Source organism: Luteimonas terricola, assembly GCF_004352845.1.
In the GTDB taxonomy this organism is placed as follows: Bacteria; Pseudomonadota; Gammaproteobacteria; order Xanthomonadales; family Xanthomonadaceae; genus Luteimonas; species Luteimonas terricola.
Window position 1 is genome coordinate 65,348 of sequence record NZ_SJRX01000006.1, and the last position, 24,010, is coordinate 89,357.

Consider the following 24,010-nt stretch of genomic DNA (forward strand, 5'->3'; position numbering starts at 1 on the left):
TCCTGTGTCTTGGGCGCCGCGGCGCGGGGTCAGGCGCGGCGGCCGTCCGCGCCCTGGGTGAACATCAGCTGGAAGCCACGCTTGATCTGCTGGTCGCGCGCCTGCTCGAGCGCGGCGACCGCCGAGGCCTGGTCGAGGAACTGCTCGCGGCGCACGCTGCTGCGGCCGCCGATATGCCCGGTTTCGCGGACCAGGGTCCAGCCGCCGAGCAGGTCCGGCTGCAGCATCAGCTGCACGAAGCGGGGGGCGTCGTGGCCGTCCGGGCGTTGTTGCAGGAGCAGGCGCATGGGACCGCGATTCTACGCGAGATACGGCCCTCAGCGCCCCTGCAGGACTGCCATGACCGCCTCTTCCGGCACGTCCGCGACCACGCGCGCGCGACCCGGGCCGTCCCAGAGCACGAAGCGCAGGCCGCCGGCCAGCGCCTTCTTGTCCAGGCGCATGCGTTCGACCAGGGCACCCGGGTCGAGCCCGCGTGGCAGCGTGACCGGCAATCCGAAGCGCTCAAGCAGGTGGCACAGCGCGTCCGCGTCGCCGTCGCCGGCCAGCCCGAGCCGCGCGGACAGACGCGCGGCCAGCACCATGCCCACCGCCACCGCCTCGCCGTGGTTGAGGCCGTCGTAGGCCTGCTCGACCTCGATCGCATGGGCGAAGGTGTGGCCGAAGTTGAGCAGGGCGCGTTCGCCATGCTCGAAAGGGTCGCGCTCGACAATCGCTGCCTTGTGCGCGCAGCTGCGGGCGATGGCTTCGGCCAGCGCGGCGTCCTCGCGCTCCAGCAGCGCGCCGGCGTGGCCGGCCAGCCAGTGGAGGAAGCCGTCGTCGACGATCGCGCCGTACTTCACCACCTCGGCCAGGCCCGCGCGCAGCTCGCGGTCGGGCAGGCTGCGCAGGGTCGAGGTATCGGCGAACACCGCGCGCGGCGGATGGAAGGCACCGACCAGGTTCTTGCCGGCGGGCAGGTCGACGGCGGTCTTGCCGCCGACCGAGGAATCGACCATCGCCAGCAGCGTGGTCGGCAGCTGCACGCAGTCGATGCCGCGCATCCAGCAGGCCGCGGCGAATCCGGCGAGGTCGCCGACGACCCCGCCGCCCAGGGCGTAGACGCAGGCATCGCGGGTCGCGCCGAGCGCGGTCAGGGCGTCGATGGCCACGCCGAAGCCGGCCAGCGTCTTGCTGGCTTCGCCGGCGGGAAGCACGCAGGTCTCGACGCGTGCGTCGGGCCGCGCGGCACGCAGGGCGTCGCATACGGTGCCTGCATACAGCGGCGCGACCTGGCTGTCGCTGGCCACCAGGGCCTGGCGGCCGCGCAGCGGTGCGGCCAGCGCCGCGCCGTCGGCGAGCAGGCCGTGGCCGATGGTGATGGTGTACGGCGCGCTGCCGCCGACGTCGATGCGCTGTGGCGCGTTCATGCCGCGGGCTCCGGGTGGATGTGGGACGCAGCGCGGCGCCACTGCGACTCCAGCAGCGCCGCAAGCCGGCGTGCGGCGTCCGCGGCCGAGAGCGCCCGGGTGTCGAAGGCGAGGTCGGCGATGTCCGCGTACAGGGGTTCGCGTTCCGTGGCCAGGCGGTGCAGGGTGGCCTCGCGGTCGCCGCCCGACAGCAAGGGGCGGCTGCGGTCGCGCGCAAGGCGTTCGATCTGCGCCGGCACGTCCGCGCGCAGGTGCACCACGAAGCCGCTGGCGGCCAGCAGGCTGCGGTTGCCGGGGTCCAGCACCGCGCCGCCGCCGGTGGCGATCACGGCGTCGGGGCCTGCCAGGACCGCCGCCAGTGCGTCGCGCTCGCGCGTGCGGAAGCCGCCTTCACCCTCGCATTCGAAAATGGTCGGGATTCCGGCGCCGGTACGCCGCTCGATCTCATGGTCGCTGTCGGCGAACGCCAGGCCGAAGTGCCGCGCCAGGCAGCGCCCGATCGAGGTCTTGCCGGCGCCCATGGGGCCGACGAGCACGAGATGGCGGGCAGGATTCATCGGGCGGGCGCGTTTGCTGCGGGACATGGGGATGCTAGCAGCCGGCGGCGTGGCGAAGGCGCGGTCTTAACGCGTCGCCGCAGAAGATGGCGGTTCCGGTCGCCGCCCCGGCGGCCCAGCGAAAGGAGTCCGCCATGTCGGTCGCCAAGGTCATCGAAGTCAATGCCTCATCGCCCACCAGCGTCGAGGACGCCGTGCGCAAGGGGCTCGCCAAGTGCGCGGAGACGGTCAAGAACATGAAGGGCGCGTGGATCAATGAAACCAAGGTCGTCACCGACGGCGACGGCAACATCACCGAGTGGCGGGTGAACCTCCGGGTCAGCTTCATCGTCGAATAAGGGCGTCGGGCGCGTCGACCGGTCGGCGCCTCGCATCCAGGGCAATGATCCGGTCGGCAAGGGCCGGCAAGCTGCGCAGGGCCTGGCGGCCGGTGCGCTCGTAGTGCTGCACGAACCGGTCGACGGCCGAGCGGTTCATGGCGGATGCGCCAGGCCGCGTTGCCTGCAGCGCCTGTTCGGCCTGCCAGCGCCATTCCGGCACGACCTCGAACGAGGGCGCCTGCAGCAGGAGCAGGCGGTCGATGCGCCTCCAGAGGTCCGGGTAGTCGCGGGCCAGCGCGGCGTTGCACCAGCGTCGCCAGCGGCCGTCCGCGTCCTCCTCGCGCTCAAGCGTATTGACCGGCGCCCGGAGCGCGGCCGCATCCTCGGCGGGCGTGCCCAGGAACCAGCCTTCGAACAGCACGAGGTCCACTCCGCGCATGCGCGGCCACTGCGTTCGCGGCAGGCGGTCGTCGTCGAGCTTGTCGAAGCGGGGCAGGGCGACATCGCGGCCTTCGCGCAGCGCGTCGAGCACCTCGATCGCAAGCGCGACATCATGCGTGCCCGGCGGTCCGCGGGTGGCCAGCAGCGGGTGCACTTCGCGTGCCAGTCGCAGGCGCTCCGCGCGCGGCAGGTAGACATCGTCGATGGACAGCAGGGCGCAGCGCAGGCCGCGGCCCGTGGCCTCGGTGGCCAGCTGTGCCGCGAGCGTCGACTTGCCGCTGCCCTGCAGCCCGCTGATGCCGTATACGCGGGCCCCGGAGCGCAGCGCGTCGTCCAGCGTCGTGGACACGAGCGTGGCGTCGAATCCCTCCGCGGACATGTGCATCGGCGTCGCCATCCGGGCACGATAGCGCAGGCGTGGGCACATCCCGCGCATGACGACGATCTGCACGACCGCGGAGCCTGCAAGCCGATGACCGACCTTTACGCCGAAGCCCTCCACACCTTCGACACCCTGTTCGACGAAGCCCTGGCCGCCGGCGAGCCCGACCGCACCGCGATGCAGCTGGCCACGGCCACGCCCGACGGCCGGCCTTCGCTGCGCACGGTGCTGCTCAAGGCGCACGATGCCCGCGGCTTCGTGTTCTACACCCACCTCGACGGCCGCAAGGGCTGTGAGCTCAAGTCCAACCCGCGGGCGGCGCTGCTGTTCCACTGGCCGCGGGTCCGGCAGGGCGTGCAGGTGCGGATCGAGGGCGGTGTGGCGATCGTCGACGAGGCCGAGGCCGACGCCTATTTCGCCAGCCGGCCGCGCGGCAGCCAGGTCGGTGCCTGGGCCTCGCTGCAGTCGGAGGTGCTGGAGTCGCGCGGGGAGTTCGACCGCCGCCTGGCCGAGTGCGAGCGCGAGTTCGAGGGCCGCGACGTGCCGCGGCCGCCACGCTGGACCGGGCTGCGCGTGGATCCCGAGCGCATCGAGTTCTGGTACGGCGCCGAGTACCGCTGGCACGAGCGCTGGCTGTACGAGCGCGACCTCGCCGGCGACTGCAGCAAGCGGATGCTGTACCCGTGAGCGGCGCGCCCGCGCCGATGCGCGGCCCGCGGCGCATCGTCTGCCTGACCGAAGAGCCCACCGAGACGCTGTACGCACTGGGCGAGCAGGACCGCATCGTCGGCATCAGCGGCTTCACCGTGCGGCCGCCACGGGCCCGGCGCGAAAAGCCCAAGGTCAGCGCCTTCACCAGCGCGAAGATCGAGGAGATCCTGAAGCTCCAGCCGGACCTCGCGATCGGTTTCTCCGACATCCAGGCCGACATCGCCGCCGAACTGGTGCGCCGCGGCGTGGAGGTCTGGATCAGCAACCATCGCAGCGTCGAGGGCATCGTCGACTACGTGCGCAGGCTGGGTGCGCTCGTGGGCGTGCCGGCGCGCGCGGATGCCTACGCCGACGGGCTGGCGCGCGGGCTCGAGGCCATCGAGGCGGAGGCGGCGACGCTGCCGCGGCGTCCGCGCATGTACTTCGAGGAGTGGGACGATCCGCCGATCACGGGCATCCGCTGGGTCGCCGAACTCATGCGCATCGCCGGCGGCGACGACATCTTCCCGGAGCTGGCGGCCGAACCGCTGGCGAAGCAGCGCATCCTCGCCGACGCAAGCGAAGTCGTGCGCCGCGCACCGGACATCATCGTCGGCTCCTGGTGCGGCAAGAAGTTCCGGCCCGACAAGGTGGCTGCGCGGCCCGGCTGGGACGCGATCCCCGCGGTGCGCGACGGCGAGCTGCACGAGGTGAAATCGCCGCTGATCCTGCAGCCCGGGCCGGCCGCACTGACCGACGGCGTGCGGGCGCTGGCGGAGATCGTGCAGGCCTGGTCCCGGCGGCAGCACGGCACTGCGCGGGGCAGCTGACGCGCCGGCTGGCCTCTGCCATGATCCGCGTTCCATCCACTCGGGACACCGCCATGAACCAGGCTGCGATGCACGACCTCGGCCGGCTGCTGCTGCGCATCGCGCTCGGCGCGCTGATCCTGCTGCACGGCATCACAAAGCTGCGCGGCGGCATGTCGGGCATCGAGGGCATGGTCGAAGCGCAGGGCCTGCCCGGCGTCCTTGCCTACGGCGTGCTGATTGGCGAGGTGCTGGCGCCGCTGATGCTGCTGGCCGGCTTCCACGCCCGCATCGGCGCGGCGCTGGTCGCGGTCAACATGCTGTTCGCGATCGCGTTGGCGCACCTGGGCGAGCTCGGCCAGCTCAACGCCAGCGGCGGCTGGGCGCTCGAGCTGCAGGGCATGTTCCTCGCCACCGCGGTGGCCATCGCGCTGCTCGGCCCCGGCCGGTACGGCATCAACCAGCGCTGAGGCGCGACCTCAGTCGTTGGCGGCCGACAGTTCGCGGCCGCGCACGGCGGCGGCGTCGATCGCCGAGGCGACCAGCGCGCGCAGGCCGCCGGCCTCGAAGGTTTCGATTGCCGCCTGCGTGGTGCCGCCGGGCGAGGTGACCCGGCGGCGCAGTTCGGCCGGCGCTTCCGTGGAGTCGGTGAGCATGCGCGCGGCACCAAACAGGGTCTGCTGCACCAGGGTGCGCGCGGTGTCGGCCGGCAGGCCCTGGGCGCGCGCGGCGTCCTCCATCGCCTCGGCCAGCAGGAACACATAGGCCGGGCCGCTGCCGGACACGGCGGTGACCGCGTCCATCAGCGCCTCGTCCTCGATCCAGACGGTCTCGCCGGCGGCGGCCAGCAGTGCCTGCGCGCGCTCGCGCCCGGCCGCATCCACGCCGGCGTTGGCGTGCAGGCCGGTCATGCCGGCACCGAGCAGGGAGGGCGTGTTGGGCATGGCGCGGACCACGGCCGCATCGCCACCGAGCCAGGTCGAAAGCTGGCCGGCGGTGATGCCCGCGGCGATCGATACCGCCAGCGGTCGGGTGGCGCGGGCGCGATCGGCAAGATCCTTGCAGACGCTGCGCATGACCTGCGGCTTGACCGCGAACACCCAGGTGCCGGCGGCTGCGGCTGCCGCCGCCGCGTCGGCGTGGACCTGGATGCCGAAGTCGCGGGCCAGCGCTTCGCGCAGCGCGTCCACCGGTTCGGCCACGTGGATGCCGGCGGGGTCCGCGCCGCGCGACACCATGCCGCCGATCAGGCTGCGCGCCATGTTGCCGCCGCCGATGAAGGCGATGCTGTCCGCAGTGGCGGTTCCGGAATGGGTCATGGCGCGGGCCTCGTGCGGTGGCGTGGCCGGCCATTGTCGCCGAGTGCGACGGACACCGCGACCGCGGCGGGGCCGGTGCGACCGCCGGGCTGCCGGTCGCCGCCGGTCCCGATCGCTCAGGCCGCCTGGCGCGGCCCGAACAGCGCGGTGCCGATGCGGACCATGGTCGCGCCCTCGGCGATCGCAAGCGCGTAGTCCTCGCTCATCCCCATCGACAGGACGTCGGCATCGGGATGGTCCGCGCGCAGCGCGTCATGCAGCGCGCGCATGGCGGCGAACGCGTCGCGGCGGCGGGCCAGGTCCGGATGCGGTTCAGGGATGGCCATCAGGCCGCGCAGCGCCAGCGTCGGCTCGGCGGCGATGGCCGCGGCCAGCGACGGCACGTCATCGGGCGTGCAGCCGTGCTTGCCGGCCTCGCCGTCGACGTTGACCTGGATGAGCACATTCAATGGCGGATGATCCGGATTGCGGGCAGACGCCAGGGCCGCGACCAGCTTGGGACGGTCGACCGACTGCACCCAATCGAACAGCGCCGCGGCCTGGACGGCCTTGTTCGACTGCAGGTGGCCGATGAGGTGCCATTCGATGCCGCTGCCCTCGAGCGCGGCGATCTTCGATGACGCCTCCTGCACGTAGTTCTCGCCGAAGGCCAGCGTGGCTCCGGGGCGCAGGCCGGCCCACTCCGCGGCCAGGCTTGCGATCTCGCCAGCCTCGCGGCTCTTGCCCACGGCGAGCAGGCGCGCGGCTGGCCGCGTCGCTGTGCCGGTGACGTTTTCGATCGATTCAAGGACGCGCGCGAGGGGTCCGGTCGGCATCTGCCTGCTCCTCCAGTACCGCTGGTTCTGTGACGCGGATACGGGGCTATACTGCCCCCGGGGAGTACTCTGGCGCCAGCCGCGACGATGGTCGGGCGTCCGCCATCAACTTGTGCACTGCCGCTGGGGAGCATGCATGGATATCGCCGAACTTCTGGCATTTTCGGTCAAGAACAAGGCCTCGGACCTGCACCTGTCCGCGGGGCTGCCGCCCATGATCCGCGTCGACGGCGACGTCCGCCGGATCAACATCCCGGCGCTCGACCACAAGCAGGTGCATGCGCTGGTCTACGACATCATGTCGGACAAGCAGCGACGCGACTACGAGGAGTTCCTCGAGGTCGACTTCTCGTTCGAGATCGCCGGCCTGGCGCGTTTCCGCGTCAATGCGTTCAACCAGAACCGCGGCGCGGGCGCGGTGTTCCGCACCATTCCGTCCGAGGTGCTCACGCTCGAGGACCTTGGCACGCCGCGGATCTTCAAGGAGCTGATCGACCAGCCGCAGGGCCTGATCCTGGTCACCGGCCCGACCGGCTCCGGCAAGTCCACCACGCTCGCGGCGATGGTCGACTACGTCAACAAGAACGAGTACGGGCACATCCTCACCATCGAGGACCCGATCGAGTTCGTGCACACCGCGCAGAAGTGCCTGATCAACCAGCGCGAAGTGCACCGCGACACCCACGGCTTCAACGAGGCGCTGCGCTCGGCGCTGCGCGAGGATCCCGACTACATCCTGGTCGGCGAGCTGCGTGACCTGGAAACCATCCGCCTGGCGCTGACCGCCGCGGAGACCGGCCACCTGGTGTTCGGCACCCTGCACACGAGCTCGGCCGCCAAGACGGTGGACCGCATCATCGACGTGTTCCCCGCCGGCGAGAAGCCGATGGTGCGCTCGATGCTGTCGGAGTCGCTGCGCGCGGTGATCTCGCAGGCGCTGCTGAAGAAGGTCGGCGGCGGACGCACCGCGGCCTGGGAAATCATGGTCGGCATCCCCGCCATCCGCAACCTCATCCGCGAGGACAAGGTCGCGCAGATGTATTCGTCGATCCAGACCGGCCAGCAGCACGGCATGATGACGCTCGACCAGCACCTGCAGGACCTGGTCAAGCGCGCCATGGTCACCCGCCAGCAGGCGCGGGACTATGCCAAGGACAAGCGGCTGTTCGAGTAACCGGAGCACCACATGAGCGCCATCGATTTCACCTCCTACCTCAAGCTGATGGCCCATCAGAAGGCCTCGGACCTGTTCATCACCGCCGGCATGCCGCCGTCGATGAAGGTCCATGGCAAGATCTCGCCGATCACCCAGAACCCGCTGACGCCACAGCAGGCGCGCGACCTGGTGCTCAACGTGATGACGCCGCCGCAGCGCGAGGAGTTCGAGCGCACGCACGAGTGCAACTTCGCCATCGGCGTCTCGGGTGTCGGCCGCTTCCGCGTGAGCTGCTTCTACCAGCGCAACCAGGTCGGCATGGTCCTGCGCCGGATCGAGACCCGCATCCCGACGATCGAAGAGCTCAACCTGCCGCCGATCATCAAGACGCTGGCGATGACCAAGCGCGGCATGATCATCTTCGTCGGCGCCACCGGCACGGGTAAATCCACGTCGCTGGCGTCGATGATCGGCTACCGCAACCAGAACTCGACCGGCCACATCATCACCATCGAGGACCCGATCGAGTTCGTGCACAAGCACGAGGGCTGCATCATCACCCAGCGCGAGGTCGGCATCGACACCGACAGCTGGGAGAACGCACTGAAGAACACGCTGCGCCAGGCGCCGGACGTGATCATGATCGGCGAGGTGCGCACCCGCGAGGGCATGGACCACGCGATCGCCTTCGCCGAGACCGGGCATCTCGTGCTCTGCACGCTGCACGCCAACAACGCCAACCAGGCGATGGACCGCATCATCAACTTCTTCCCCGAGGACCGCCGCGGCCAGCTGCTGATGGACCTGTCGCTCAACCTCAAGGGCGTGGTCGCGCAGCAGCTGATCCCGACGCCGGACGGCAAGGGGCGTCGCGTGGCGATGGAGATCCTGCTGGGCACGCCGCTGATTCAGGACTACATCCGCGACGGCGAGATCCACAAGATCAAGGAAGTGATGAAGGAGTCCACCAACCTCGGCATGAAGACCTTCGACCAGAGCCTGTTCGAGCTCTACCAGGCAGGCGAGATCTCCTACGAGGACGCGCTGCGCTACGCGGATTCGGCCAACGAGGTGCGCCTGCGCATCAAGCTGGCGCAGGGCGGCGACGCGCGCACGCTGGCGCAGGGCCTGGACGGCGTCGAGGTTGCCGAGGCGACCTGAGACGCAGTGTTCCGCGGCTTTCCGGCAAGGGCGCCCGCGTGGCGCCCTTTCCTTTGCGCACTTTTTACCTTGCAGCGGCGACAATGGCTGGCCGATCCATCCACCTTCTGGAGATCCCCATGGCTTTTACCCTGCCCAAGCTTTCCTATGCGTATGACGCGCTCGAGCCGCACATCGACGCGCAGACGATGGAAATCCACCACACCAAGCACCACCAGACCTACATCAACAACGCCAACGCCGCGCTCGAGGGCACGGAGTGGGCCGACAAGAGCGCCGAGGAGATCATCGCCAAGCTCGACAAGCTGCCCGAGGACAAGCGCGGCCCGCTGCGCAACAACGCCGGTGGCCATGCCAACCACTCGCTGTTCTGGACGGTGATGTCGCCCAAGGGCGGCGGCAACCCGGTGGGCGAAGTGGCCAAGCACATCGACAGCGACCTCGGCGGCTTCGACGCGTTCAAGGAAGCCTTCACCAAGGCCGCGCTGACGCGCTTCGGCAGCGGCTGGGCGTGGCTGTCGACCGACAGCTCCGGCAAGCTCCTGGTCGAAAGCAGCGCCAACCAGGACAACCCGCTCATGAAGGGCGTCGGCTCGGGCAACACCCCGATCCTGGGCCTGGACGTGTGGGAACACGCCTACTACCTGAAGTACCAGAACCGCCGCCCGGACTACATCGCCGCGTTCTACAACGTGGTCGACTGGAACGAAGTCGAGCGCCGCTACCAGGAAGCCATCGCCGGCTGAGTCACGCGCGCCTTCCCCTGCAGTGGGGAGAAGCTGGCTCCGATCTGAAAGACCCCGCAGCAATGCGGGGTTTTCTGTGTGGCCTGGGGGGTCCCGGCCACTACGGGGCTCCGCGCTGGCGGGTGCCAAGGCCCTTGAGGACGAAGTCAAGGAGGAGGCGATGGACGCAAGGCCATCGCCGGGGGACATGAGTCCTCAAGGGCCTTGGCACCCGACGCCCCGTATCAGCGCCGCGCTCTTTCTCCAATGCGAGAAGAATCACAAGAGTTGCCCATCACACCGTGGCGCGCCCGGGGTTGCGCGGCGACGCCGTGCTGGCGACGATGCGGCGACACCCTTTCAGGACCGCGCCGACGATGGATATCGCAGACCGCCGCATCGCCACCGTGCACTTCACGCTCACCGACGCCGACAGCGGCGCGCCGATCACCAGCACCCGCGGCCACGCGCCGCTGACCTACATGCACGGCAGCGGGGGCATCGCGCGCGGCTTGGAGCAGGCGCTGGAAGGACGCCGCGCGGGCGACCGCTTCGAAGTGGTGGTGGCGCCGGAGGACGGCTTCGGTCCGCGCCACGAAGCGCTGGTGCAGACCCTGCCGCGCAGCATGTGGCGCGCGCCCTCGGAGCCCAAGCTGGGCGACAAGCTGGAAACGACCACCGCAAAGGGGCCGCTGGACGTGGTGGTGACCGCGATCGGCGCCGACACCCTCACCGTCGACGGCAACCATCCGCTGGCCGGGCGCCGCGTCCGCGCCGACCTCGAAGTGCTCTCGGTACGCGTGCCCACGCCTGAAGAAGTGCAGTTCGGCCTCGGCTGAGGCCGGAACCGCACCGCCGCCTCAGGGTTCGACGGGCTCTGCAGGAGCCTCGGCCGCGGTGGCCGCCTCGACCGCCGCATGCGCGGCCTCGGCCGCGTGCGTGCGTGCCCCTTCGAACGTACTGAACTCGCGCGGCCTGTCGTCTCCGATCCGAAGGTCCGGCCAGCGCTGTGGCGCCGCCTGCACGCGCCCGCCGAGCAGGTCGCCGCGCAGCTTGCGGCGCCAGGCCTGTTCGGGCGTCCGGCCGGGCCACATGTGAAGGCTGGCCGCGGCGCTCCACGCGCCCCGGGCGTCGCGTGCAAACAGCGCGCAGCGCGCGCCGGGATCGGTGCCCAGCGTGCACAGCAGGGGGTCTGCGGCGCCGTCGCCGTCGAGGTCGGGCGTGAGCAGGATGCATTCGTCGGTCGCGCCGCTGCAGTCCTGCTTTCCGAAGCGTCCCGCGGCCAGCGCATCCCACCAAGAGTCGTCGGGCGCGACGGCCCCTTCGGCCAGCCGGACCTGGGCGCGCAGCTGCGACGAGTCGCGCGTCGGGCTTTCGGCTTCGGCCTCCCGAGCCGTGCCCCAACGGCTCGGGCGGGCGATGACGCGCTCGAGCTCCGCAAGCCGCTCGGCGTCGCCGGCCCAGGATGGATGGTCGCGCAGCGAAAGCGTGGCCTCGTAGCCGCGGCGGCCGCTGTCGTGGCGGAGCCAGGCGAGGTCGAAGTCGTCCGCCGCGGTGCGACCGTCGGCCAGGCGCTGCAGCTGGCTGCCGACCGCGATCCGGTGCGGGTCGAGCAGCGGCGTGTTGGCAAGCAGCGCCAGCGTCACCACCGCCAGCGACATCACCCGGTTCACCGGCCTGATCGCAGCCAGCCAGTTGTCGCGCCCGCGCAGTACCGCCCATGCATAGCCGAAGGCGTAGCCGGCCACGATCACGGCCAGCAGCACCGCCCAGACCCGGTCCGTCGTCCAGCCGTGCTGGTGGATGCGCAGCCACAGCGCGTACAGCGCCAGCAGTGCGTACAGGGGCAGGACCACCAGGCCGGCATCGACGAGCCGCCGCAGCCAGGCCGGGTAGGGCCGCTCGCCCTCGCCGTCCTGCAGCACCGAGTTCGTGAACGCCACCAGCAGCGCGACGACGGCGATGAGGGTGCTTGCCGCCGAACGCATCTCCCACAGCGGCGCGAGTCCGGTGAACGGCAGGCTCACCACGAACAGCACCGCGATGAAGGCCAGCAGCGGCAGCAGGCCGGTGAAGATCGCGAACAGGATCTGGCGCGCCACCTGCACCGCGCGGTGCTGGGTGCGGCCGATGAGCACGCCCAGGCCGGCCATGGCGCCGGTGGCCAGGTAGATGAAGGCCTCCTCGCGGAACAGCTCGCGGAAGAAGGTGATATCCACCAGCGCGAACAGCGCGCCCCACAGCACCAGCACCAGCCAGCAGATGCCGGTGAACAGCAGCGCCAGCGCCAGCGTCAGCGCGTTCTGCCAGGCGTGCCCGAACAGGCAGGGATAGGGCGCGCGCCAGTGGCCCTTGGCCAGCCGGCACTGCAGCCAGGGCAGGGCGACGAACAGGCCGATGGCGATCGAGGCGCCGAAGGGCCCGAGCACGTGGTCGGCGCGGATGCCCGGACCGCCGGTGGCGTTCCAGGCACCCCAGGCCGCGAGCGCGCCGAAGACCACGAAGGCACCCACCGCGTGCTGCCAGAAACGGGCGTCGCGCAGCCGCACCACGCTCAGCGCCATCATCGTCGGCACGGTGAGCACCAGGGTGTACCAGCAGACCCGCCCCCCGAGCCCGGCGAACGGCCACCAGCCGGCGTCGTGGCCTTTCTGCGCGAGGTACATCAGCCCGCCCTGGAGCACGGCCAGCAGCACGATGAAGGCGCGTTCGTTGCGCGGGAGCGGTGCGTCTGTGGACATGGCGGGTCCCACGGCGGTGGCGATGCCGCCCATGGTAGCCGCGGCCGGGCGCGATGCACCGGCACTGGATAGAATGGCGCCATGTCCCCGCAGTCCACACCGCTTGCCAACCAGCTGCTGGTCGCGCTGCCGTCGCTGGCCGATCCCCATTTCGCGCGCACGGTGTCGCTGCTGTGCCAGCACGATGCCGGTGGCGCAATGGGCGTGGTGGTCAACCGGCGCTCCGACTACACGCTGGGCGAGATCTTTTCGCAGATGGGCATCGCCTGCGAGAACGACGTGCTGTGCGCGACGCCGGTGCTTGCCGGCGGCCCGGTGCATCCCGAACGCGGCTTCGTGATCCACGACGGTGAGCGCGGCTGGGATTCCAGCCTCACCGTCGCCGACGGCCTGCGCGTGACCACGTCGCGCGACGTGCTCGAGGCCATGGCCCGTGGAGACGGGCCTGGCAGGGCCGTGGTCGCCCTGGGCTGCGCGGGTTGGAGCGCCGGCCAGCTCGACGCGGAACTGGGCGAGAACAGCTGGCTGACCGTGCCGTCCGACGACGAGATACTGTACGCGCTGCCGCTGGACGCCCGTTGGCAGGCCGCCGCCGGCAGCATCGGCGTCGACCTGGCCCACATGCCCGGCTACGCCGGACACGCCTGATGGCCGCCATCCGCGCCGACGGCACGGTGCTTGGCTTCGACGTCGGCGCGCGCCGCATCGGCGTGGCCATCGGCAGCACCTTCGGCCACGGTGCGCGCGCGCTGGCGGTGGTCGACGTGCACGCCGACCAGGTCGACTGGTCCGCGGTCGACCGTTTGCAGAAGGAGTGGCGCCCCGACGGCTGCGTGGTCGGCGACCCGATGACGCTCGACGGCGGCGACCAGCCGATCCGCAAGCGTGCGCGCGCCTTCGCGCTCGAGCTCGCGCGCCGCTATCGCTTGCCGGTGGTGATGGTCGACGAGCGCTCGAGTTCGATCGAGGCCGCGCAGCGCTTCGCCGTCGATCGCGCCGAGGGCCGCCGTCGCCGGCGCGATGCCGCGGCGCTCGACGCGGTCGCCGCCGCGATCATCGTCGAGCGCTGGCTGGCCGCGCCCGGCGACGCCGTCCCGGTCGAACCCGACCTGCCACCAACCGATGCCCCTGCATGAACCTGCAATCCAGCGAAGACGGGCGCCTGCGCCACCTGCTCACCCTGGAAGGCCTGCCGCGCGCTGCGCTGGTGGCGCTGCTGGACCGCGCCCAGGCGTTCCTCGATGGCCACGGCGCCGCCGACCCGCGCATGGCGCTTGCCGGCACCGCGGTGTGCACCCTGTTCTTCGAACCCTCCACGCGCACGCGGCTGTCGTTCCAGCGCGCCGCGCAGCGGCTGGGCGCGGACGTGCTCGGCTTCGACGCCTCGACCTCGTCCACCAGCAAGGGCGAGACCGCGCTCGACACCCTGCGCAACATCGAGGCCATGGGCGTGCGCGGCTTCGTGGTGCGCCATCGCGAAGATGGCGCCGCGGCCATGCTCGCCGCCTGTGCGGCGCATGACACTGCGGTGGTGAACGCCGGCGACGGCCGCAGCGCGCATCCCACGCAGGGCCTGCTCGATGTGTTGACGCTGCGGCAGGCCAAGGGTGCGGATTTTTCGCGGCTGAAGGTCGCCATCGTTGGCGACATCCGCCACTCGCGGGTGGCGCGTTCGGAGCTGCACGCGTTGCGCACGCTGGGCATCGGCGAGGTCCGCGCCTGCGGCCCGACCGGCCTGCTGCCCGACGACGCCACGCTCGACGGCTGCATCGTCGGCAGCGACCTCGACGCCGCGCTCGATGGCGTGGACGCGGTGTTCATGCTGCGCCTGCAGCGCGAGCGCATGGTCGAAGGCCTGGTGTCGTCGCTGGAGGACTACCACCGCGACTACGGCCTGACCGCTGTGCGCCTGCGGCGTGCCGCGCCGGACGCCGTGGTGCTGCATCCGGGGCCGATGAACCGCGGCGTGGAGATCAGCGACGAGGTGGCCGATGGGCCGCAGTCGCTGGTGCTGCGCCAGGTCGCCAACGGCGTCGTCGTCCGCATGGCCGTTCTCGAAACCCTGCTGGCCTGACCCGTAAGCCCGGGTGGAGGCCGCACTCAGCGCAACAACACCACCGTCGCCAGCCCGAGGAAACTGAAGAATCCGACAACGTCGGTGACCGCCGTGACCACCACGCCGCCCGCCACCGCTGGATCCACGTTCGCCCGCTTCATCGCCAGCGGCACCAGTACCCCGGCCAGCGCCGCAGATGCAAAGTTGATCACCAGCGCGGAGGTGATCACCACGCCCAGCAGCCAGTCATGGAACCAGGCGAAGGCGACCAGCCCGACGAAGCCGCCGATCAGCAGCCCGTTGATCAGCGCCACCCGCAGCTCCTTCCACAGCAGCACGCTGGCGTTGCTCGCGCCCACCTGGCCCAGGGCGAGGCCGCGCACCATCAGCGTCAGCACCTGCATGCCGGCATTGCCGCCGATGCCGGCGACGATCGGCATCAGCACCGCCAGCGCCACGATCTGTTCGATCGTGGCTTCGAAGCGCCCGATCACCCCCGCCGCCATGAACGCGGTGGCCAGGTTCACGCCCAGCCACACGATGCGGCCGCGCACCGCGCGCCGCACCGGCGAGAACAGGTCTTCGTCCTCGTCCAGGCCGGCGGCGCCCAGCGCCTGGTGCTCGGCCTGCTCGCGGATGATGTCGACCACGTCGTCGATGGTGATGCGGCCAAGCAGCACGTTGCCCTCGTCGACCACGGGTGCGGACACCCAGTCGTGGTCCGAGAACTGCCGCGCCACCGACTCGGCCGACTCGCCGACGTGGATGGCCGTGAGTTCGTCGTCGATCAGCTTGTTGATCGGGTTGCCCGGCTCGCTGGTCACCAGGTTCTGCAGCGCCACCCAGCCCAGCAGCTGGTGGCGGCGGTTGACCACGTACAGGTGGTCGGTGTGTTCGGGCAGCTCCCCGCGCAGGCGCAGGAAGCGCAGCACCACGTCGACGGTGGTGTCGGCGCGCACCGTCACCACGTCGGGGTTCATCAGGCGGCCGGCGGTGTCTTCGGCGTAGGACAGGGCCTGTTCCAGGCGCTCGCGGTTCTCGCGGTCCATCGACTTCAGGACTTCGTCGATCACCGTGCCCGGCAGGTCCTCGACGAGGTCGGCGAGGTCGTCGATGTCGAGGTCTTCGACCGCGGCGACGATCTCGTCGGTATCCATGTCCGCGAGCAGGCTCTCGCGCACCTCGTCGCCGACGTGGACCAGCACCTCGCCGTCGTCGTCTGGATCGACCAGGCCCCAGACCACCATGCGGCGGTCGGGCGGCAGCGATTCGAGCAGGTTGCCGATCTCGGCCGGGGCCAGGGTGTTGACCAGCCGGCGCACGGGCCCGAGGCGGCCGCTGTCCAGGGCATCGGACAGCAGGCGCAGCTGGCGCGCGGTCTTGTCGTGGCGGACGGCTTCGGCCATGGAATGCTTCCGAGGAGCGCGTCGCGCGACGGGAGGCGCGACAGGGATCAGGCGTTCATGCGCGCATTATCGCCCGCGCCGCCACTGCTGCACAGCCCGCGCTCAGGCCACGGTCGACGGGACGCTCGCCAGCCAGCGCTCGATGCCGGCCCGGTCGCGCGCGCGCAGCAGCGCCGGCGCGCGCCGGCGCAGCGCCGAAAGATCGTGCGCGCGAAGTTCGCGGCGCACCTCGAGCAGGGTGCCGGGATGCACGCTGAATTCCTCAAGTCCAAGCGCGAGCAGCAGCGGCGTGAACAAGGGATCGCCCGCCATCTCGCCGCAGACCGCCGCCGGCCGGCCGTGGGCCTGGGCGGTTGTCAGCACCTGGTGCAGCAGTTGCATGACCGCCGGGTGCAGCGGACTGTGCAGCTCCTGCAGGGCGTCGTTCCCGCGGTCGGCGGCAAGCAGGTACTGCACCAGGTCGTTGGTGCCGATGGAAATGAAGTCGACCAGGTCGATCAGCGCCGGCAGGGCGATGGCCGCGGCCGGGACTTCGATCATCGCGCCCAGTGCGATCCCGTCAGCGACCGCGTGGCCTTCGCGGCGCAGCTTGGCGGCGGCCTGGCGCAGCAGCCGGCGGGTGGCCACCAGGTCCTCGCGCCGCGCGACCATCGGCAGCAGGATCCGCAGCGGTCCGTAGCCCGATGCGCGCAGGATCGCGCGCAGCTGGGTGTTGAACACCCCGCGCTGGCGCAGGGCCAGGCGCACGCCGCGCACGCCCAGCGCGGGGTTGGGCTCGTCTGGAAGCGCGAGTCCGCTGCCGTCGGCCTTGTCGGCGCCGACGTCCAGGGTGCGGATGGTGGCGATGCGCCCGGTCAGGCCCAGCACGAGGTCGCGGTAGGCGACGAACTGCTCCTCCTCCGAGGGCAACTCGTCGCGCTGCAGGAACAGGAACTCGGTGCGGTACAGGCCGACGCCGGCGGCGCCCAGGGCATGGGCCTCGGCCACGTCCTCGCGGGTCTCGGCGTTGGCATACAGGCGGATGTCGACCCCGTCGAGCGTGCGCGAGGGTTCGCGGCGCAGGCGGTGCAGCTGGCGCCGCTCGCGCTTGCCTTCGCGCACGCGCTCGCGGTGCGCGCGCAGGTCGTCGGCGGCGGGGTCCACGATCACCAGCCCCGTGGTGCCGTCGATCATCAGCACGTCGCCGTCGTTCACCTGCGCCAGCGCCTGCGCGGCCCCCACCACCAGCGGAAGGTGCAGGCTGCGCGCGAGGATCGCGCTGTGCGAAAGCATGCTGCCGCCGGCGGTCACGACGCCGAGCACGCCGCGCGCGTGCAGCCGCGCGACCTCCGACGGCGCCAGCGCGTCGGTGACGATGATCTCGCCGGCGAGGCCGGTGACCTGCGCATCGTGGCGATGCAGCGCGGCGTGGATACGGCCGATGACATGGTCGATGTCCTCGACGCGGCTGCGGAAGTAGGGGTCGTCCATGCTTTCGAACACGGCCGCCAGCCGGTTGCGCTGCATCCGCAGCGCGTAGTCGGCGCCGTAGCGCTCCCTGGTGATCAGGCCATCGAGGCCCTGCAGCAGCTCGGGATCGTCAAGCAGCAGGGCGTGCAGGTCGAGGAACTCGCCGACCTCGTTGGCCAGCGCGCCGTGCAGGCGCGAGCGCAGGTCGCGCAGCTCCGTGCGCACCATGCCGATGGCCTCGTGCAGGCGTACGATCTCCGCGGGCACGGCGGATCGCGCGATGCGTTCTTCCGCGACCTCCAGCGCGTGCGGCTGGCGCACGCGCGCCCGGCCCAGGGCATTGCCCCGCGATGCGCCCTGGCCGGGGAACAGCTGGCGCATCAGCTGTCCTCGTCGAATCGTCGCTCGAACAGCGCGCACACGTCCTCGGCGGCGGCCGCCTCGTCGGCGCCCTCGATCCGCAGCGTGACCGCGGTGCCGGTGCCCGCGGCGAGCAGCATGACGCCCATGATGCTCTTGGCGTTGACCTCGCGGCCCTTGGCGGTGAGGGTCGCGTTGACGTCATAGCCCGACAGCAGCTGCACCAGCCGCGCGGTTGCGCGCGCGTGCAGGCCGAGCCGGTTGGCCACGGTGAGTTCGCGTTCGATCATGGCAGCCCCGCCTCAAGCGTCATCGTGCACCACCCCGTTGCGTGCGCCCGCGGCCGCCACCGCAGGCAGTTCGTCGAGCGGAAGCTCGGGATAGTTGAGCACCCGCAGCAGCATCGGCAGGCTGAGCGCCGAGACCCGGCGCACCGGCGTGCCCAGGCGCGCCAGGCGCGAGGCGATATTGGCCGGGGTGGCGCCGTAGAGGTCGGTCAGCAGCAGCACCCCGTCGCCACCGTCGGCGCGACGCAGCGCCGCGCTTGCCGCCGGCAGCACCGCGTCGGGATCGGCGTCGAAGGAGACCTCGAAGACCTCCACCGCCAGCGGCAGCGAACCCAGCAGCCGGCCCGCCACCGCCGCCAGCGCGGTGCCGATGCCAATGTGGGTGACGAGAAGAATGCCGACGGCCATCGGTACAAATTAGCAGAGCGGCACGACCCTCAGGTAGCTCCGGCTGCGCCGGTCCCCGCCGCCGTGCTCAGTCGAGTTCGCGGTGGTGGGTGGCGACCTCGCTCCAGCCCTGCGTGCGGGCATGGGCCGCGGCGGCTTCGGCGAGGTAGACCGAACGGTGCCGGCCACCGGTGCAGCCGAAGGCCACGGTGACGTAGCTGCGCGTGGATGAATGCATGCGCGGCAGCCAGGTGTCGAGGAAGGCGGTGACCTGCTGCAGGAACTCGCCGACATCGGCCTCCTTCCCGAAATACTCGCGTACCGGCGCATCCCGGCCCGACAGCGGCCGCAGGCGGGCGTCCCAGTGCGGGTTGGGCAGCGCCCGCGCGTCGAACACGAAGTCCGCGTCCGGCGGCACCCCGCGGCGGTAGGCGAAGGACTCGAACAGCAGCGACAGCGACGAATCCATCCCGAGCCCGAGATCGGTCAGCACCCGGCGCCGCAGCTGGTGCACGTTGAGGTCGCTGGTGTCGATGATGACGTCGGCCAGCGAACTCAGCGGACGCAGCACCTGGCGCTCCAGCGCGATCGCGTCGGACAGCGCCAGGCCCAGGCGGGTGAGTGGATGCCGGCGGCGGGTGTCGGCGTAGCGCTTGAGCAGCACGGCGTCGGCGGTGTCGAAGAACACCAGCTTCGGGTCGAATCCCATCGCACCCACCGCGGACAGCCACTCCGGGATGTTGGCGAGGTCGCCGCGGCTGCGCACGTCGATGCCCACCGCCAGCTTCTGCGACGCCCGTTCGGGATGGGTGGCGCTGCGCACGAAGTCCGGCAGCAGCTCCGCGGGGAGGTTGTCGACGCAGTAGAAGTCGAGGTCTTCGAAGGTGTTCAGGGCGACGGTCTTGCCGCTCCCGGACATGCCGCTGACGATGATCAGCGAATTTCCGGCGGCGTTCATGGCGTGCTCCGTTCCAGGAAGTGCGTATGGCGGGCGAGGAAGGCCGCGGCGGGGTCCACGCCCTTGGCGCGCAGCACGTGCACGCGCGTGGCGGCCTCGGTCAGGACCGCGAGATTGCGGCCGGGCATCACCGGCAGCGTGATCATCGGCACGTCCAGGTCAAGCACCCGGCGCGAGCCGAGGTCGCCGGTGAGCCGGACCATGCCGCTGGCGTCGCGGGCTTCGTGGGCGCTGTCCGGACGCGCCAGGTGGACGACCAGGCGCAGGTACTTGTTCCGCTTCACCGCGGTGTCGCCGAACATCTCGCGGATGTTGAGCACGCCCAGGCCGCGCAGTTCGAGCAGGTCCTGAAGGAGCTCCGGGCAGGTGCCGTCGAGCACGTCCGGCGCGATCTGCGCGAACTCCGGCGCGTCGTCGGCGACCAGGCGGTGGCCGCGGGTGACCAGCTCCAGCGCGAGCTCGCTCTTGCCGGTGCCGGACTCGCCGGTGATCAGCACGCCGATGGAATAGATCTCCATGAAGACGCCGTGCAGCGTGACCCGCGGCGCCAGCGCGCCGGCGAGGTGGTACTGCAGGACGTTGTAGAGCTCGTGGCCCCGACGTTGCGACGCCCAGAGCGCGATGCCCGACTCCTCGGCCATCTCGATGAGGTCCTCGGGGCAGGGCTGGCCCTTGTTGACCACCAGCGCCAGCGGTCCGAACTGGAGGATCTTCTCCAGCGTTTCCCAGCGCTGCCGGGGCTCCAGGCTGTCGAGCCAGGCAAGCTCCTCGCCGCCGAAGATCTGCACCTTGTTGGGATAGATGATGTTGAGGTAGCCGGCCAGCGACGGCCGTCGCGATACGGCATCGATCGATTCCAGCTGCCGCGAGGCGCCGCCCTGGCCGGCCAGCCAGCGCAGGTCCAGGCGATCCTTGAGCTGGTCGAACAGGTCCTGCGCGGTGACCGCCGCCTTCATGCCCGTCGTACCCGCTGCGGTGCCCCGTGCTGCAGCAGCAGGTTGCGCAGCGCGGTGATGTCGGGCGCGTCGCGCACCGATTCGCGGAAGTCGGCATCGGCGAAGCGGCCGGCCAGCTCCGACAGGGTGTCGAGGTGCTGCTGCTGCCCGTGGTCGCCGGGCACTGCCATCGCGAAGACCAGATCCACAGGCTCGCCATCGCGGGCGTCGAAGTCCACCGGTTTGGCCAGCCGCAGGAAGGCCGCGCGCGGTTCGCCGCAGGCATCGCTGCGGCAGTGGGGAATCGCCACGCCGCGGCCGATGCCGGTGCTGCCGACCGCTTCGCGCCGACGCAGGCCGTCGGCGATGGCCGGGGTCAGCCCGGGGGAGTCGCCGCCCAGCAGGCGGGCGGCCGCGTCCAGCACCTGGTCGCGGCTGCCGGGTTCCATCATCTGCACGATGCGGCCGGCGGCAAGCAGGTCGGTGTAGGGCATCCCCGGGGCCTTCGAAGCGCCGGCGTCAGCCGAACTCGCCGTCGCGCACCGGATTCCCGCCGCGACGGTGCTGGTCGATCATCTTCTTCTTTTCCTTGACCAGCATGCGGTCGAGCTTGTCGGCGAGGAGGTCGATGGCGGCGTACATGTCGGCCGCGCGGGCGTCGGCGTGGAGGGACTTGCCGGCCACGATGACCGTGGCCTCGGCGCGGTGGTCGGGCTTGTCGATGCTGAGCTGGGTGCGGAGCTGCAGCGGCGGATCGTAGAGCCGCGACAGGCGGCCGAGCTTGTTCTCGACGTAGTCGCGCAGCGCAGGGGTGACGTCCATCTGCTGGCCGTGGGTCTCGATGAGCATCGCAACCTCCTTTCTCCGTGGGACCACAGCATCGCGCATGGCGGCGCGGTGGTTGTCACGGACAGGTTAACCCAGCCCCCCGGGGGCGGGAAGCGTCCACCGGGCGTTCAGGCCATGCGCACGCGCTCGTGCGAAGAAGGGATGTTCAGGGCTTCGCGGTACTTGGCCACGGTGCGCCTGGCCACCGGGATGCCACTGTCCTTGAGCCTGTCCGCCAGGCGCGCGTCGGACAGCGGCTTGCGCGGGTCTTCGGCTTCGACCAGGCGGCGGATCATGTCCTGGATGGCGATGCTCGAGGCCTCGCCGCCGCCGCCGGTGTCGATGCCCGAGGCGAAGAAGGCGCGCAGGGGGATGGTGCCGCGCGGCGTGTGCACGTACTTGCGCGACACCGCGCGCGAGACGGTGGATTCGTGCATGCCGATCTGTGCGGCGACCTCGCGCAGGGTCAGCGGGCGCAGCGCCTGGGCGCCGAACTCGAGGAAACCCGACTGCTCGCGCACCAGGCAGCGGACCACCTTGAGCAGGGTCTCGCCGCGCGCCTCGAGGTTCTTCAGCAGCCAGCGCGCTTCCTGCAGGCGGCCGCGCAGGTAGCCGGCGTCGGCGCCCGAGGTGTGCTGCAGCATCTGTTCATAGCCGCGGTGGATGGTGAGCCGGGAATGGCGGCTGCCGGCAAGCGTGACCCGCCAGACCCCGTTCTGGCGGGAAATGCTGCAGTCGGGCACCACGTAGGTGTCGTGCGGCATGCCGCCAATGCCGGCGCCGGGGCGCGGCTCGAGGCTTTTGATCAGCTGCAGCGCAGTATTCGCTTCTTCCCCGCTGCAGCCCAGGGCATCGGCGACGCCCTCGATGCCGAGCCTGGCCAGGCGCTCGATCAGCGTCGCCACCGCGCGCCGGGCGAGGTCGCGCCCGGGGGTGTCGTCCGGCAGCGCGTCGAGCTGGAGCAGCAGGCATTCGCCGAGGTCGCGCGCGCCCACACCGGTCGGGTCCAGGCGCTGCACCGTTCGCAGCGCCGCGGCGATCTCGCCCTCGCTGCAGCGCAGTTCGGGGGCCAGCGCCTCGGCGATCGCCGACAGCGGTTCGCGCAGGTAGCCGTCGTCGTCGATGGCGTCGACCAGCGCCTCGCCGATGGCGAGTTCGCGCGGCGACAGGTGGCTGAGGTTGAGCTGCCAGGTGAGGTGGTCGCGCAGGGTTTCGGACTGGGCGATGCGCTCGGAGGCGTCGCCGTCCTGGTCGTCGCCGCCACCGCCACTGCCGCCTTGGCTCTCGCCCCAGGCAACGTCCCGATCGTCGTCCCAGGCGTCGTGGCCGGCGTCGTCATCGCGCTCGCCGCGGGGGTCGTCGCCATCAGGCCCGGATTCTCCGTCCGAGGCCGAAAGGGCGGACGGTTCCTCCCATTCCAGCAGCGGGTTGCTCTCGACCGCCTCGGTGATCTCGAGCTCGAGTTCCGGCATCGACAGCTGCAGCAGGTGCAGGGCCTGGCGCAGTTGCGGCGTCAGTACCAGGTGCTGTCCCAGCGATGTCTGCAGGCGAGGTTTCACGGCGTCCCCGGTCAGGCGGGATCGCCCCGCCGGCTTACAGCCGGAAGGATTCCCCCAGGTAGACCCGACGTACGTCCGGGTCGGCCAGCAGCGCGTCCGGAGCCCCCTGCGCGAGCACGCCACCATCGTTGAGGATATACGCGCGGTCGCAAATGCCCAAGGTCTCGCGGACGTTGTGGTCGGTGATGAGCACGCCGATGCCGCGGTTCTTGAGGTGGCGGACGATGCGCTGGATCTCGCCGACGGAGATCGGGTCGACGCCGGCGAAGGGTTCGTCGAGCAGGATCAGGCGCGGCCGGGCCGCGAGCGCGCGCGCGATCTCGACCCTGCGGCGCTCGCCGCCCGACAGGCTGGCGCCGGCCTGGCCGGCGACGTGGGTCACCTGCAGTTCGTCCATCAGCGATTCGAGCTCGTCCTTGCGACCCTTGCGGTCGAGGTCGTCGCGCAGCTCGAGCACCAACATGATGTTGTCGGCCACCGACAGCTTGCGGAACACCGAGGGTTCCTGCGGCAGGTAGCCCACGCCCAGGCGGGCGCGGCGGTACATCGGCTCGCCGGTGATGTCGCGGCCGTCGAGCACGATGCGCCCGGCATCGGCCGGCACCAGGCCGACGATCATGTAGAAGCAGGTGGTCTTGCCGGCGCCGTTGGGGCCGAGCAGGCCGACGACTTCGCCGGCGTCGAGCGTCAGCCCGAATTCGCGCACCACTTCGCGCTGGCGGTAGCGCTTGCGAAGGCCTTCGGCGACCAGCATCAGTTGCCGTCCTGGTCGGCCTTGGCGCCCCTGGGGAGGATGCGGGTGCGGACCTGGCCGCCTTCCTCGCCACCACCCTGCACCCGGCCGGTGGCCATGTTGTAGACGATGCGCCCGCCGCCCATGGTGCCGCGGCCCGGCTGGTCGATCTCGACGTTTCCGGTGAAGACCACGGTCTCGGTCTGCAGGTTGTAGTCGACGTTGTTGGCGGTGGCGTCGATCGAGCCGCCGCCATCGAGGTCCTGCTTCAGGCGCACCGGCGACCCGGTGAGGATCACCTTCTGGATGTCGCCGCCGCCGCGACGCACGTCGGCCTTGGCGGCGCGCACGTCGAGCGTGCCCTGCACGATGCGCACGTTTCCGGTGAAGACGCAGGGGCCGCCGTCGTCGCCCACCGAGCAGTCGTTGCTGTTGGAGGTCAGGTCCATGGGCTGGCTGCGGTCGCTGGATTTCGCCCAGGCGGGCGCCACGGCGACGGCCGCGACCAGTGCCAGGAGCGTCATGAG

Annotated in this window: 29 protein-coding genes; 11 read left to right on the top strand and 18 right to left on the bottom strand. The window is 71.0% G+C overall.

Annotation, left to right across the window (positions count from 1 at the left end; translation table 11 throughout):
* Positions 1–29: 29 nt before the first annotated feature.
* The 3 genes from E2169_RS10110 to E2169_RS10120 are packed head-to-tail and all read right to left on the bottom strand — an operon-like array spanning position 30 to position 1,966.
* Entirely contained in the window at positions 30–287 is a 258-nt protein-coding gene (locus tag E2169_RS10110) for a WGR domain-containing protein (RefSeq protein ID WP_132986490.1), read from the bottom strand.
* A 30-nt stretch (positions 288–317) separates the two neighbouring features.
* Entirely contained in the window at positions 318–1,409 is a 1,092-nt protein-coding gene (aroB, locus tag E2169_RS10115; RefSeq protein ID WP_132986491.1) for a 3-dehydroquinate synthase, read from the bottom strand.
* Positions 1,406–1,966, bottom strand: coding sequence for a shikimate kinase (locus E2169_RS10120; RefSeq protein WP_132986652.1), 561 nt, complete (start codon positions 1,964–1,966; stop codon positions 1,406–1,408). The genes aroB and E2169_RS10120 overlap by 4 nt, the downstream gene beginning before the upstream one ends.
* 134 nt (positions 1,967–2,100) lie before the next feature.
* Between E2169_RS10120 and E2169_RS10125 the strand changes: the two genes are divergently transcribed.
* Complete coding sequence (locus E2169_RS10125) at positions 2,101–2,304, top strand: dodecin family protein (protein WP_132986492.1); 204 nt, start codon at positions 2,101–2,103, stop codon at positions 2,302–2,304.
* On the opposite strand, the gene E2169_RS10130 is transcribed toward E2169_RS10125, so the two are convergent.
* Entirely contained in the window at positions 2,291–3,124 is an 834-nt protein-coding gene (locus tag E2169_RS10130) for a kinase (protein ID WP_132986653.1), read from the bottom strand. The two genes, E2169_RS10125 and E2169_RS10130, sit on opposite strands and share 14 nt — an antisense overlap.
* A gap of 75 nt (positions 3,125–3,199) precedes the next feature.
* Here E2169_RS10130 and pdxH point away from each other — a divergent pair, with 75 nt between their 5' ends.
* The 3 genes from pdxH to E2169_RS10145 are packed head-to-tail and all read left to right on the top strand — an operon-like array spanning position 3,200 to position 5,078.
* The gene (gene pdxH, locus E2169_RS10135; protein ID WP_132986493.1) at positions 3,200–3,796 is read left to right on the top strand and encodes a pyridoxamine 5'-phosphate oxidase; all 597 of its coding nucleotides are present in this window, start codon (positions 3,200–3,202) and stop codon (positions 3,794–3,796) included.
* 17 nt (positions 3,797–3,813) lie between these two features.
* Positions 3,814–4,629 (top strand): cobalamin-binding protein, encoded by an 816-nt coding sequence (locus E2169_RS10140; RefSeq protein ID WP_132986654.1) that lies wholly within the window; start codon positions 3,814–3,816, stop codon positions 4,627–4,629.
* 53 nt (positions 4,630–4,682) lie between these two features.
* Positions 4,683–5,078, top strand: coding sequence for a DoxX family protein (locus tag E2169_RS10145; protein ID WP_207918384.1), 396 nt, complete (start codon positions 4,683–4,685; stop codon positions 5,076–5,078).
* A gap of 9 nt (positions 5,079–5,087) precedes the next feature.
* Here the strand turns inward: E2169_RS10145 and proC are convergent, their stop codons facing one another.
* Positions 5,088–5,927: a pyrroline-5-carboxylate reductase gene (proC, locus tag E2169_RS10150; RefSeq protein ID WP_132986494.1), complete on the bottom strand. Its 840-nt coding sequence runs from the start codon at positions 5,925–5,927 to the stop codon at positions 5,088–5,090.
* Positions 5,928–6,043: 116 nt separating this feature from the next.
* Positions 6,044–6,742: a YggS family pyridoxal phosphate-dependent enzyme gene (locus E2169_RS10155; RefSeq protein WP_132986495.1), complete on the bottom strand. Its 699-nt coding sequence runs from the start codon at positions 6,740–6,742 to the stop codon at positions 6,044–6,046.
* Between the two features lie 136 nt (positions 6,743–6,878).
* Between E2169_RS10155 and E2169_RS10160 the strand changes: the two genes are divergently transcribed.
* From E2169_RS10160 to E2169_RS10175, 4 genes are all read left to right on the top strand, one after another.
* Positions 6,879–7,916 carry a type IV pilus twitching motility protein PilT gene (locus E2169_RS10160; RefSeq protein WP_132986496.1) on the top strand — a complete coding sequence of 346 codons (1,038 nt, stop codon included), beginning with the start codon at positions 6,879–6,881 and terminating at the stop codon, positions 7,914–7,916.
* A gap of 12 nt (positions 7,917–7,928) precedes the next feature.
* On the top strand, positions 7,929–9,059 hold the full coding sequence (locus E2169_RS10165) for a PilT/PilU family type 4a pilus ATPase (protein ID WP_132986497.1): 1,131 nt from the start codon (positions 7,929–7,931) through the stop codon (positions 9,057–9,059).
* A gap of 119 nt (positions 9,060–9,178) precedes the next feature.
* Positions 9,179–9,805 carry a superoxide dismutase gene (locus E2169_RS10170; protein WP_132986498.1) on the top strand — a complete coding sequence of 209 codons (627 nt, stop codon included), beginning with the start codon at positions 9,179–9,181 and terminating at the stop codon, positions 9,803–9,805.
* 356 nt (positions 9,806–10,161) lie between these two features.
* On the top strand, positions 10,162–10,623 hold the full coding sequence (locus tag E2169_RS10175; RefSeq protein ID WP_165942397.1) for an FKBP-type peptidyl-prolyl cis-trans isomerase: 462 nt from the start codon (positions 10,162–10,164) through the stop codon (positions 10,621–10,623).
* Positions 10,624–10,644: 21 nt separating this feature from the next.
* Here E2169_RS10175 and E2169_RS10180 read toward each other — a convergent pair whose 3' ends face one another.
* Complete coding sequence (locus tag E2169_RS10180; RefSeq protein ID WP_132986500.1) at positions 10,645–12,525, bottom strand: DUF4153 domain-containing protein; 1,881 nt, start codon at positions 12,523–12,525, stop codon at positions 10,645–10,647.
* Positions 12,526–12,606: 81 nt separating this feature from the next.
* Between E2169_RS10180 and E2169_RS10185 the strand changes: the two genes are divergently transcribed.
* The 3 genes from E2169_RS10185 to E2169_RS10195 are packed head-to-tail and all read left to right on the top strand — an operon-like array spanning position 12,607 to position 14,599.
* Positions 12,607–13,173 (top strand): YqgE/AlgH family protein, encoded by a 567-nt coding sequence (locus E2169_RS10185; protein ID WP_132986501.1) that lies wholly within the window; start codon positions 12,607–12,609, stop codon positions 13,171–13,173.
* A complete protein-coding gene (gene ruvX / locus E2169_RS10190; RefSeq protein WP_132986502.1) occupies positions 13,173–13,661 on the top strand; it encodes a Holliday junction resolvase RuvX in 489 nt (162 codons plus the stop codon). The genes E2169_RS10185 and ruvX overlap by 1 nt, the downstream gene beginning before the upstream one ends.
* Entirely contained in the window at positions 13,658–14,599 is a 942-nt protein-coding gene (locus E2169_RS10195; RefSeq protein ID WP_132986503.1) for an aspartate carbamoyltransferase catalytic subunit, read from the top strand. The genes ruvX and E2169_RS10195 overlap by 4 nt, the downstream gene beginning before the upstream one ends.
* 26 nt (positions 14,600–14,625) lie before the next feature.
* Here the strand turns inward: E2169_RS10195 and mgtE are convergent, their stop codons facing one another.
* The 11 genes from mgtE to lptA form a co-directional block, all read right to left on the bottom strand.
* Positions 14,626–15,987, bottom strand: coding sequence for a magnesium transporter (gene mgtE, locus E2169_RS10200; protein WP_132986504.1), 1,362 nt, complete (start codon positions 15,985–15,987; stop codon positions 14,626–14,628).
* 102 nt (positions 15,988–16,089) lie between these two features.
* The gene (gene ptsP, locus E2169_RS10205; protein ID WP_132986505.1) at positions 16,090–17,817 is read right to left on the bottom strand and encodes a phosphoenolpyruvate--protein phosphotransferase; all 1,728 of its coding nucleotides are present in this window, start codon (positions 17,815–17,817) and stop codon (positions 16,090–16,092) included.
* Complete coding sequence (locus E2169_RS10210; protein WP_132986506.1) at positions 17,817–18,086, bottom strand: HPr family phosphocarrier protein; 270 nt, start codon at positions 18,084–18,086, stop codon at positions 17,817–17,819. The genes ptsP and E2169_RS10210 overlap by 1 nt, the downstream gene beginning before the upstream one ends.
* Positions 18,087–18,098: 12 nt before the next feature.
* On the bottom strand, positions 18,099–18,491 hold the full coding sequence (locus tag E2169_RS10215; RefSeq protein WP_132986507.1) for a PTS sugar transporter subunit IIA: 393 nt from the start codon (positions 18,489–18,491) through the stop codon (positions 18,099–18,101).
* A 67-nt stretch (positions 18,492–18,558) separates the two neighbouring features.
* Positions 18,559–19,428, bottom strand: coding sequence for an RNase adapter RapZ (gene rapZ, locus E2169_RS10220; RefSeq protein WP_132986508.1), 870 nt, complete (start codon positions 19,426–19,428; stop codon positions 18,559–18,561).
* A complete protein-coding gene (hprK, locus tag E2169_RS10225; protein WP_132986509.1) occupies positions 19,425–20,384 on the bottom strand; it encodes an HPr(Ser) kinase/phosphatase in 960 nt (319 codons plus the stop codon). The genes rapZ and hprK overlap by 4 nt, the downstream gene beginning before the upstream one ends.
* The gene (locus tag E2169_RS10230; RefSeq protein ID WP_132986510.1) at positions 20,381–20,857 is read right to left on the bottom strand and encodes a PTS sugar transporter subunit IIA; all 477 of its coding nucleotides are present in this window, start codon (positions 20,855–20,857) and stop codon (positions 20,381–20,383) included. Before E2169_RS10230 ends, hprK begins: the two co-directional genes overlap by 4 nt.
* 25 nt (positions 20,858–20,882) lie before the next feature.
* The gene (gene hpf, locus E2169_RS10235) at positions 20,883–21,212 is read right to left on the bottom strand and encodes a ribosome hibernation-promoting factor, HPF/YfiA family (protein WP_132986511.1); all 330 of its coding nucleotides are present in this window, start codon (positions 21,210–21,212) and stop codon (positions 20,883–20,885) included.
* A 107-nt stretch (positions 21,213–21,319) separates the two neighbouring features.
* The gene (locus tag E2169_RS10240; protein WP_132986512.1) at positions 21,320–22,750 is read right to left on the bottom strand and encodes an RNA polymerase factor sigma-54; all 1,431 of its coding nucleotides are present in this window, start codon (positions 22,748–22,750) and stop codon (positions 21,320–21,322) included.
* Positions 22,751–22,784: 34 nt separating this feature from the next.
* On the bottom strand, positions 22,785–23,504 hold the full coding sequence (gene lptB / locus E2169_RS10245; protein WP_132986513.1) for an LPS export ABC transporter ATP-binding protein: 720 nt from the start codon (positions 23,502–23,504) through the stop codon (positions 22,785–22,787).
* Positions 23,504–24,007, bottom strand: a complete 504-nt coding sequence (gene lptA, locus E2169_RS10250; protein ID WP_165942398.1) for a lipopolysaccharide transport periplasmic protein LptA — start codon at positions 24,005–24,007, stop codon at positions 23,504–23,506. The genes lptB and lptA overlap by 1 nt, the downstream gene beginning before the upstream one ends.
* Positions 24,008–24,010 lie beyond the last annotated feature (3 nt).